The sequence below is a fragment of the Paenibacillus sp. Soil750 genome, assembly GCF_001428045.1.
Lineage (GTDB): Bacteria > Bacillota > Bacilli > Paenibacillales > NBRC-103111 > Paenibacillus_E > Paenibacillus_E allorhizoplanae.
Window position 1 is genome coordinate 194,061 of the sequence record NZ_LMSD01000009.1, and the last position, 9,828, is coordinate 203,888.

The 9,828-nt window shown below is 43.5% G+C and carries 10 protein-coding genes; 7 read left to right on the top strand and 3 right to left on the bottom strand.

Going from position 1 to position 9,828, the window contains the following annotated elements; genetic code table 11:
- The first annotated feature begins 22 nt into the window (after nucleotides 1-22).
- The 4 genes from ASL11_RS10360 to ASL11_RS10375 all read left to right on the top strand — a co-directional run bounded on the left by ASL11_RS10360 (nucleotide 23) and on the right by ASL11_RS10375 (nucleotide 3,713).
- Nucleotides 23-1,351 carry an ABC transporter substrate-binding protein gene (locus ASL11_RS10360; RefSeq protein ID WP_056613191.1) on the top strand — a complete coding sequence of 443 codons (1,329 nt, stop codon included), beginning with the start codon at nucleotides 23-25 and terminating at the stop codon, nucleotides 1,349-1,351.
- Nucleotides 1,352-1,423: 72 nt separating this feature from the next.
- Nucleotides 1,424-2,377 (top strand): carbohydrate ABC transporter permease, encoded by a 954-nt coding sequence (locus ASL11_RS10365; protein WP_056613193.1) that lies wholly within the window; start codon nucleotides 1,424-1,426, stop codon nucleotides 2,375-2,377.
- A complete protein-coding gene (locus tag ASL11_RS10370; protein ID WP_056613195.1) occupies nucleotides 2,367-3,209 on the top strand; it encodes a carbohydrate ABC transporter permease in 843 nt (280 codons plus the stop codon). Before ASL11_RS10365 ends, ASL11_RS10370 begins: the two co-directional genes overlap by 11 nt.
- A gap of 129 nt (nucleotides 3,210-3,338) precedes the next feature.
- A complete protein-coding gene (locus tag ASL11_RS10375; RefSeq protein ID WP_056613197.1) occupies nucleotides 3,339-3,713 on the top strand; it encodes a hypothetical protein in 375 nt (124 codons plus the stop codon).
- 155 nt (nucleotides 3,714-3,868) lie between these two features.
- Here ASL11_RS10375 and ASL11_RS10380 read toward each other — a convergent pair whose 3' ends face one another.
- From ASL11_RS10380 to ASL11_RS10390, 3 genes are all read right to left on the bottom strand, one after another.
- On the bottom strand, nucleotides 3,869-4,675 hold the full coding sequence (locus ASL11_RS10380) for a 3'-5' exonuclease (RefSeq protein ID WP_082595368.1): 807 nt from the start codon (nucleotides 4,673-4,675) through the stop codon (nucleotides 3,869-3,871).
- Nucleotides 4,676-4,721: 46 nt separating this feature from the next.
- A complete protein-coding gene (locus ASL11_RS10385) occupies nucleotides 4,722-5,873 on the bottom strand; it encodes an MFS transporter (protein ID WP_056613199.1) in 1,152 nt (383 codons plus the stop codon).
- A gap of 88 nt (nucleotides 5,874-5,961) precedes the next feature.
- On the bottom strand, nucleotides 5,962-6,759 hold the full coding sequence (locus ASL11_RS10390) for a helix-turn-helix transcriptional regulator (RefSeq protein ID WP_056613201.1): 798 nt from the start codon (nucleotides 6,757-6,759) through the stop codon (nucleotides 5,962-5,964).
- Nucleotides 6,760-6,888: 129 nt separating this feature from the next.
- Here ASL11_RS10390 and ASL11_RS10395 point away from each other — a divergent pair, with 129 nt between their 5' ends.
- The 3 genes from ASL11_RS10395 (at nucleotide 6,889) to ASL11_RS10405 (ending at nucleotide 9,697) form a co-directional block, all read left to right on the top strand.
- Entirely contained in the window at nucleotides 6,889-7,728 is an 840-nt protein-coding gene (locus tag ASL11_RS10395; RefSeq protein WP_056613203.1) for a phytanoyl-CoA dioxygenase family protein, read from the top strand.
- A gap of 136 nt (nucleotides 7,729-7,864) precedes the next feature.
- Nucleotides 7,865-8,704 carry a glycosyltransferase family 2 protein gene (locus ASL11_RS10400; RefSeq protein WP_056613205.1) on the top strand — a complete coding sequence of 280 codons (840 nt, stop codon included), beginning with the start codon at nucleotides 7,865-7,867 and terminating at the stop codon, nucleotides 8,702-8,704.
- 33 nt (nucleotides 8,705-8,737) lie between these two features.
- Complete coding sequence (locus ASL11_RS10405; protein ID WP_056613206.1) at nucleotides 8,738-9,697, top strand: glycosyltransferase family 4 protein; 960 nt, start codon at nucleotides 8,738-8,740, stop codon at nucleotides 9,695-9,697.
- Nucleotides 9,698-9,828 lie beyond the last annotated feature (131 nt).

Sequence of the window (9,828 nt, forward strand, 5' to 3'; positions counted from 1 at the left end):
AGAAAAAAGGGGACTAAATACGATGAAGAAAGCACTACTCTTAACGACATCTGTTTTGTTAGTTAGTAGTTTCATTGCAGGCTGCAGCTCAACGAAAGAAACAGCTTCTACAACAACATCACCAGCCAGCTCCAAAGCAGCAGATGCTACGAAAGCACCAGCGAAGGACGTTAAGCTTTCATTCAGCATTTGGGGAACTGACGAGCACAAAAAAATGTATGAGGACATGATCGCGAATTATAGGAAGGCAAAGCCAAACGTCAGTGTCGAAATCATGATTATTCCATCCGCAGATTACTTACAGAAGATGTCCGTAATGCTTGCTTCCAAAACAGCACCAGATGTGATCTGGATGCTCGAAAGAGGCATTCCACAATTTCTTGAAGCAGGGCAAATGGAAGACATTTCAGCCATCAAAACTGATACGGCATACGATGCAAGCGATCTCATTCCATCTACATTAGACTTAGTGACAAAGGCAGATAAACTTTACGGTGTGGCTTTCTCAACTCCTCCTAATATGATGTATTACAATAAAAATTTATTCAAAGAGAAAAACTTGAAAACGCCTACAGAACTCTATAAAGAAGGCAACTGGACTTATGATGAAATGAATAAAGCGGCTATCGCAATTTCTCAACCGGATAAAGGGATCTACGGAATGAACTTGATTCGTCCAGGCGGATGGGGACGGAGCTGGATCGAGTCGCTACAAACATTGGTTTGGGCATATGGTTCTGATTTCTTCACCAAAGATGGTAAGAAAGTAGCCTTGAACACACCACAAGGTCAGCAAGCACTTCAATTCTTCAGTGATGCTATGTTCAAAACGAAGGTTCATCCGAAGCCAGGAGACCAAACAGCGTTTGAATCAGGCAAAATCGGTATGCAACAAGATTTGCTTAGCTATATGGGCAAAGCCAAAGCAATCAAAGATTTCGAATGGGATATCGCTCCTATGCCGAAAGCAGCAGGCGGTCAAGGAACAACGCTTGGTTATGCCGCTTACATGGTTCCCAAAGGCAACGCCAACACAGCTGAAGCAATTGAGCTTGTTAAGTACTTAAGCAACAAAGAAAACATGGCGATCACGTCCCAATTCTTCGTGCCAAGCCGTAAATCTGTTCTTAATTCCAACGGTTTCTTGAAGCAAGGTCCATCTCCTGAGAGCATGAAAACAGCGGTACTGGATCAAATGGCAGCTGCTCGTGTACGTCAAGGTTTCGTTAACTTCCAAAAAATCGATGACAAAATGAAGCTGCACTTTGATGCTATCTATACGCAAGCAGGGACAGTTCCAGATATCTTTAAAAAGTTGGAAACGGATGTCAATGCGATTCTAGCGCAATAATCGGATTGGACTAGAACTGTGGCCAAGCTGATTAGCTTGGCCATTGTCTCACAAAGGAGTGAAGCGAACACCATGGATACGTATAGAACGGTCCCCATCGAGGTGTCAACATCAACGGTAGTTACGAAGAAACGAAACGCCTTCAGTCAAATTAAACGCAGAAATGCGATCTATGGGTATCTGTTTATTGCACCGATGATGCTTGGGTTCTTAATTTTTATGGCAGGACCGATTATTAGTGCGTTTGGACTTAGTTTTACCGATTATTCGCTTCTACATGCAACGAAAATTGTTGGTGCAGATAACTATGTGCAAGTATTAACGAAGGATGAACTGTTCTGGTCATCTGTAAAGAATACATTGTATTTCTCAGCAGGACTGATCCCGCTCAATCTCATGCTAGCTTTAGGACTTGCTTTATTATTGTCGACTAAACTTCCGGGTGTTGGCATTTTTCGTACCGCGATCTTTACTCCGGTCGTCACATCTATCATCGTTTGGGCGATCGTCTGGAAATATGTATTCGCAACGGATGCCGGGCTGGTGAATCAAATATTGCATTTCTTCGGCATAACTGGACCTGCTTGGATGTACAATACGACGTTAGTGATGCCAGTCGTTATTCTAGTTAGTGTTTTGAAAAAAGTGGGAATGAATATGGTCATCTTCCTCGCGGCACTTCAGGATGTACCCAAAATGTATTATGAAGCCGCTACAATTGATGGTGCATCGAAATGGAAACAGTTCACGAAAATTACATTACCGATGATTTCGCCCTCACTATTTCTAACATTAATCATAACCTTAATCGGTTCACTGAAAGTGTTCTCTCAGATTAGTGTTATGACCGATGGTGGTCCTGGGAATAGTACAAGTGTACTCGTATACTACATCTATAAGCTAGCCTTTAAAACCTATGATCTTGGTTACGCATCTGCTGTTGCCTTTATCCTCTTCTTCTTAGTACTCGTACTTACCATGGTGCAGTGGAGCTTCAGAAAAAGGTGGGTGCATCATGAGCAATAAATCCATCCGAATGTTGGGTAATGTGTTAACGTATGTGTTTCTAACGATAGTCTCCGCTGTTATCTTAATGCCGTTTGTCTGGATGTTAACCACATCACTCAAGGATCAAACGAAAATATTTTCGTTTCCTCCCCAGTGGATTCCGAGTCCGATTGTATGGTCCAATTATTCGCAAGTGTTTACGACACAGCCCTTATTTATAACGCATTATGCGAATAGTCTGTACATCGCGATTGTCGTAACGGTTGGAACGTGTATTTTTGGAGCATTAGCTGGATTTGCTTTTGCTAAGATTCATTTTCCATTCAAAAATGTTTGCTTCCTTATTCTCTTAAGCGGGATGATGATCCCCAATGAGGTTACAATTATTCCAAACTTTATCTGGTTCTCTAAGTTAGGGCTCGTAAATAATCACTTCCCGTTAATCATCCCACCTATGCTAGGGGCAGGCGGAATCTTCGGTGTGTTCTTGCTGCGTCAGTTTTACATTACGATTCCGAAGGATCTGGATGAAGCCGCTGAAATTGATGGGAGTACACCTTGGCAAACATTCTGGCGCATCATGGTGCCGATGGCAACACCAGCATTCGCTACGCTATCGATTTTCACCTTTTTACACAGTTGGGAAGATTTCCTCGATCCGTTAATTTACATCTCCTCGTCGAAATTGTTCACACTACCGATTGCGATGAAATTATTCACGGATACAGCAGGGACGGACTGGCACTTACTCATGGCAGCATCTGTAATGGCTACCGTTCCACTCTTACTCGTATTCTTCTTCGCACAGAAGAAATTTATTGATGGGATTGCAACGACTGGCTTGAAATAAGTTGTAAATAAGGGAGGTATCCATGTAATGTGGATGCCTTTTGTTTATGTAACCTTCACTTGACATTATATACTGTAATCATTATAATTACAGTATGCAGTAACAATTCGAGTGAAGGTGGCGAGGCGTATGTTGAACGTTGCAATTGGTGATTGGGTAGTCGCAACAACAAGTGAAGATGAAATGGTTCATGGGTATGTGGAAGCGATCGCTTGGCAGCATGGTATCGCCTTCGTTCATGTCATTGCTTCCGATCAAGATGAAATTATTGGTCATCAAATTGAAGTGAAACTCTCCAGTGTGAAGGCACTGCCAATAAGCGGACTTGATTCAGAAGATGGCGTGCGCAGTATGATCGACATTGCTCTTGGCATCAAGGATGAGATGTGGTTTATGGAGCTAACCGATACTTTATTCGCCTTACAGTCTAACGGATCCAAGACGACCAAAGAGAAAGAGTTCTCCGGTTTCTATGCGAACCGTCTAGGTGTGGATCAACTGTAATGGTTGAAATAATAAAAAGCCAATCTAATCGATAACTTGCTTAGCAAGGTTAATCGGTCGGATTGGCTTTTTCGTTATTGCCAGTGCTGGAGTGGGGGGTATGACATCGTGAACCCTCGTTCCCTCCGAAAGGGATCTGAGACAGCATAGCGCCACTATTGAGAAGCTGTGTTCTCCTTAGCTGCCGTTTTCGCCGCGGGCTTCGCGACGGGCACGCCTTTCGCGACTTCCGCAGCGAATAAGGTCTGCATTTCAGAGACTTTCTTAGCGTCAGCTGCCTCTATTTTATCCGCGAAATACTTTTCAACAAATAGCTCCCAGGTGGGGACGACTTTTTGCGTATGGATGGTTTTTACAGCTGTTTTGATCAGCCTGCGTTCCTTGGCATTGGTGTACATGTCCACGTATTGCTGCTTGCGTTCAAAGTCAAGATCGTTGAAGATCGAGCGGAATACCTCCGCAGTCATCTTCGCATCGTCCAACGCTCTGTGTGCCGTACCCTCAGCAACGATGTTCAAATCCATAAGCGCGGCTTCGACACTGACGTCATTCGTTACTTTTTTGAAGCGGGTGAACCCTTTCAATAAGTCGAAATAGTGAGCAGCCATCCAATACGCATCATCTAATTTGTGCATCCGCGTATCAAACACGATCCGCTTGAGATCTTCGCCACCCCAAGTAACAAGCAACAATTCTTTACTCCGTCCAAGCCAAGTCAAGAAATCGGCAATCACTTTGCGGAAACCAGCCGCTTCATCAATATCTTCTTGGGGAATCCCTGTTTTTTTCTTAATAAAGGCATTCAATTTAGAGAAATATACAGGCTTAATCAAGGCTGAGAATTCATCAACTTGATTCAGAGAAGCATCTAAACGAACAGCGCCGATCTCAATCACTTCCATAGGTAAATCACTGGCAAACTTGCGGCCGTTAAATTCGATATCTAATATAATGTAATCCATGATGTGCCCCCGTTTCATCCTATCCTATCATTTTAGCAGAAAAAGCTTAGGTTGCCAGCTTCTGTTTACGATAGACCGCACGCAGCACCAGACTTAACATGAATCCAGTGAATGACATGACCGACACCCAGATGAATAACGTGTGTACACCAAAGGCTTGATAGAACCATCCACCTAGATAAGAAGCGACGATACCCGAGACCCCGAAGAAGATGATAGCTAGGACGGTCTGTCCAGTTGCACGCCATTCTTCAGGAACGATCTGATACAAGTACTGAATCGCAGCTGAGTAAAAAATAGGGAATGTGAACGTCTGGAGGAGCTGAATCGCAACAAGTACATGCGGATCCGTTACCCAAGCGCTGACTAAGAAGCGCAAGAAATAGAAGAAGGCAGCGAATGAAATAAGCGCTAATTCTCTACCTTTTCGAAGCCACCAGAAGCTTAACGCGAATACTAGAATTTCACTCCCAGCTGCTAAGAAGAAGGCAATCCCGACCAAATGATTGCTGCCGCCTAATTCACGGATATAGACACCAAGAAACGTATCGTTAATCCGCTGCGGGACTGCACAAATGAAGATTAAGACCATGAACCAAATGGTTTCTTTATTACTTAGAAAATTTCGCAGACTGCGCAGGGAGATTGGTTTCCCAATCACAGGAGCATCCGGCAACGCGAAGCATATGATCAAACTCAATATACCAATGCCGCCAAACAGGTAGGCCAAGCTATGAATGCCGAAGTACTGCGCCGCATAGCCAACAATTAACGACATCACTGCGTAGCCGACAGCTCCGAATGTACGGATGGAACCATAGCTCGTGCCAAGGCGTTCCGCGGTTTGGAAGTTAAGGCTTTCTGTCAATGGATCCAGCGGCATTAAGAAAAAGTAAAGCAGCATAGTAAATAGAAGCAGTACAACAAAACTCTTGGAATCGTACAGCAAGTACCCGATGATGGTGGAACAGAAGAGAAGAAGTAACATGATTTTTTTGATCGTTTTCGTACGATCACTGATCATGCCCCATAATGGCTGCGAAAAGATGGCGATGAAACCACCAGTCCCGATGATGAGACCAATTCGTGATGTAGAAAGTCCCTGTGCGTCCAAATAGACGGGTAGAAAAGAGACGAAGAGGGCAAGTAATGCGAAATACAAAAAGTTAAACGAGCGTAATAAATTGGATGAATGCATGATGACCTAACCTTCCTTGATGTACTAGCGCGATGCTGTCATGAATGTACATTTTATCACGCTCAGCCAAAGTTGCAAAAAAAATTTATCAAGAGCGAAGCTGAGAGGGGTTCGTTCCTGTTACTTTTTTGAATTGGCGGCTAAAGAAATAAATGCTTCGATAACCCAGCGCTTCAGCGACTTCACTGACATTCATCCCTAGTTTGAGCAAATAGGAGGCACGTTCAATTCTGGACTGAATGAGATACGATTCAATCGTCTGGCCCATGATTTCTTTGAATTTTAGAGAGAAATAACGTGGAGATAGATGCGCCTCTTTGGCTAAATCTTGAATGCTATGCTGCCGCCCAGGATCTTGCCGAATGTGAGCCGCGATATCCATCATCACTCGATTCATCGAGCGCCGTGCCGGATCACCCTGAGGTTGATGGTCAGGTGCTTGACGTTCAAAAAGCAAAAGTATGAGCTTTAGCAACGTTTTCGCTTCTTCTTCATGTCCATACGTTTCTGTGTGTCGTACTTGAACGAAACGATCTAGATAGCTCTCGTGGAACTCAGCGGGATCGAAATGTACGAAAGAAGGCAGTGACATCGGATACGAATGATCCCCTTCTGCAGAGAAATGGATATACGTAACGGTAAGCGGACGTTCTGGATTATGCTTCGCACTGGACAGGTCCCCTGGCTTAAACAAGAAACAATCGCCAGCACTTACATGGTAACGTTTGCTATTTAAGGTGACCTCTCCTTCACCATCCCATACATACCAGAAATCGAAGTCTTGGAAAGGATCATCCTCGCGGCGGCTCCATTTCCAATTCACTTCACAGATCGTTTTGCCGAAATAAGGATTAAGCTGAATGGCTTGGGATGTGAAAACGGACATGAAGGCTCACAGCTCCTTTATGTAAAATAGTGCAAATTATATAGTGTCTGAATGCATTTATTTTACTATGTTCTATTCATATAATAAAGATGTAAATGGCTAAATTATTTAAACGGAGGGGTTACCGTTATGCCTAAAACTGAACCAACCGAGCAATCGCCTGAAGAAATTTCGGCAAAGCTTTACCGTTACGACCGTATTGCAGATAAAATTGACGGTGGGGAAAATTGGAACGAGTCATCTCTCGCCGATTATTTGAGAAATGGCTTCGCGGCGATCGAACATGTATTAGATGAAAAAGATATTCAGAATTCGAAAGAAGCTTTGTATGAGCTTATTTTTAAAGATAATAAAGGGGCAATCATCCAATTCTCGAAGCCGAAAAGTGAATTGAAAACGGACGAAGAAAAGGAACTAGCGGTAAGGAAGGTACACGAATTCGTTAAGGTGGACGAACGCTTGCGAGGGATTGCAGAGCATCCTGCGATTCTTGCCATCGTGCAAGATATTCTGGGTGAAACGCCGCGGCTTGTTCAGGATATGGCATTGCTTAAACCTCCGCATGGTGGAGGGGAGAAGCCGTGGCATCAAGATATGGCCTATGGGAATTTGGCGTATGAGAAACCCGTGGTTGGTGTGTGGATCGCACTAGATGAAGCAGCGCTTGATAATGGCTGTATGCATGTCATACCTGGTTCGCATGCCGATGGGGCAACACCACATTATGCCATTCGAGATTGGCAGTTATGTGATGCCCATGTACAGGTAGAAAGAGATGTTGCTGTGCCTCTATTACCTGGAGGTATCCTATTGTTCCACGGGTTACTCAAGCACGGTACTCCTTATAATCTCTCTACGAAGAAACGTCGCGCTTTGCAGTTCCATTATGTAGGCGAATCAGCTATTAAACTTACGCCAAAAGAGTATAAACGATTTTTTACAAATGAGATGAGCGGTGCAGAATGCTAGGATAAGTGAGTCCTCTTTCCGATAGATGGAAAGGGGGCTTTTTTTCATGTTCCAACGTGCCTGCACCATATGAAAATCAAATGAATACTTATATTATGGTCATTTTATAAATGGCGAGTTGAAAGGGGGAAATGGGATGCCTTCACTTATTTCAATAGTCATGCTGACATGGAATGGATTGAAATTTACGAAAGAATGCGTTGAAAGTATTTTGCGACATGCCGATGACAACATAGAGATTCAATTCGTGTTTGTAGACAATGGATCGACAGATGGTACTGTGGAGTACTTACAAACAATTCCTTCCTCTAAGCTCATATGTAATCAGGATAATAAAGGGTTCGCAGCTGGAAACAACCAAGGGATCGCGGAAGCTGACGGTGAATACATTTGTTTGCTGAATAACGATACCGTTGTTACCGAAGGTTGGTTGATTCGTTTACTGGGATGCCTTCAAAAGAATCCAAATATCGCCATCGTTGGGCCACGTTCTAATAATGTCGCTTGGTCGCAGCTCGTCTACAATGTCCCCTATAAGTCCTCAGCGGAGATGGAGGTTTTTGCCTCCCATTGGTCGCTGCAGCATAAAGATCAAGGCTTTTTTCCGCATAAATTAATCGGGCATTGCATGCTTTTTCATAAAGATCTTATTACCAAAATAGGTGGGCTGGACGAAAGGTTTTTCCCAGGGAATTATGAAGATGATGATTTCTGTTTGCGAGCCCGCGTCAGCGGTCAAATTCTGTGGGTTGCGAATGACGTTTACGTTCATCACTATGGAGGAAGTACGTTTCAAACGAATAAAACGAATTATTCAGCAAGCGCCTACTCGAATGCTGAACGATTTTCCAAAAAGTGGTCGTTAGGCATAACGGGTTTAGAGCTGGATCAGTTCGGATACAATCCCTCAGAGCTTGTAGAGAGAGAGAAGCCTTTCCGAATAGAACGACATTATATACCTATTAATAAGAAGTAGTATCTCATTGGGAATCTTGTAGGAGGAAAAGGAATGAGGATTGCACTGATAAGTCCCGATTATCTTCCTGTCCCACCCGTAAAATACGGCGGCATAGAGCGAGTTGTTTATACGCTGGCAGAGGAGCTTGTTGAACGGGGGCATGAAGTCATTCTATATGCGCCCTTTGGAAGTCAGATTCGAGGAAAGCTAATGCCTTATTTACATGTGGGGCACGATATGTGGCGAATTCCTGGTTTTGTCAAGCTAACTTTGCCACCAGGTGTTGATATCATTCATGACCATACACAGCTTTCCGTTGTCGGCCAAAAGAAACTGGCAGTACCTACGGTTTGTACGATTCATAATCCATTAACCAATCCGGTTAAACATGCCGTCTATTTGAGTAAAAGACATCGGGACTTGTTCGGCAACCCTCATGATCACGTCGTTTATAACGGATTAAACCCGGATGAATTTCAATTCTCTGATCAAAAAAGTGATTATTTGCTTTTCATTGGTGCAATTATTCCTTATAAAGGCGTCCATCATGCGATTGAAGCGGCAGAGCGGGCGGGACAAAAGTTAATAATAGCTGGACCTGTCTATGATCATGACTATTTCCATAAAGAGATTCTCTCCAAGACCCTATCGAATCCATCTATTCAATATGTCGGAGAAGTCGGAGGGCAAGCTCGACAAGATTTATTGAAGCATGCCAGATGCATGTTATTTCCGACACTGGTTGAGGAGCCATTTGGGCTTGTCATGACGGAAGCTATGGCATGTGGAACTCCTGTCTTGGCCTTGCCAAATGGATCTGTTCCTGAAGTAATGAGCGGATTTCCTCAATTGATATGCCGCTCAGTCGAAGTGATGACGAATAAATTGATCCATGAGACGCTTCCCGACCCTTATGAGCTTCGCGAATATGTACTCGAGCATTTTACAACAAGTGGGATGACCGATAAATATCTCGAGATTTACCAAAGCATTATTGAGGAAGAAAGTTGAATTAAACGATAAACAGCGGCTGCACCTCGTAAATTGAACTGTGACCCGTAAGATGGACACTTTGAAAAAAGTGCCCTCTTACGGGTCATTTGTGTTTTAATCAGACTATGAGAATGGAGCGGAGGAAGAAA

Coding starts and splice junctions, on each gene's coding strand:
- ASL11_RS10400 (WP_056613205.1), top strand. CDS start 7,865: ATGCCTTCACTTATTTCAATAGTCATGCTGACATGGAATGGATTGAAA.
- ASL11_RS10390 (WP_056613201.1), bottom strand. CDS start 6,759: ATGTCCGTTTTCACATCCCAAGCCATTCAGCTTAATCCTTATTTCGGC.
- ASL11_RS10395 (WP_056613203.1), top strand. CDS start 6,889: ATGCCTAAAACTGAACCAACCGAGCAATCGCCTGAAGAAATTTCGGCA.
- ASL11_RS10365 (WP_056613193.1), top strand. CDS start 1,424: ATGGATACGTATAGAACGGTCCCCATCGAGGTGTCAACATCAACGGTA.
- ASL11_RS10375 (WP_056613197.1), top strand. CDS start 3,339: ATGTTGAACGTTGCAATTGGTGATTGGGTAGTCGCAACAACAAGTGAA.
- ASL11_RS10405 (WP_056613206.1), top strand. CDS start 8,738: ATGAGGATTGCACTGATAAGTCCCGATTATCTTCCTGTCCCACCCGTA.
- ASL11_RS10385 (WP_056613199.1), bottom strand. CDS start 5,873: ATGCATTCATCCAATTTATTACGCTCGTTTAACTTTTTGTATTTCGCA.
- ASL11_RS10380 (WP_082595368.1), bottom strand. CDS start 4,675: ATGGATTACATTATATTAGATATCGAATTTAACGGCCGCAAGTTTGCC.
- ASL11_RS10360 (WP_056613191.1), top strand. CDS start 23: ATGAAGAAAGCACTACTCTTAACGACATCTGTTTTGTTAGTTAGTAGT.
- ASL11_RS10370 (WP_056613195.1), top strand. CDS start 2,367: ATGAGCAATAAATCCATCCGAATGTTGGGTAATGTGTTAACGTATGTG.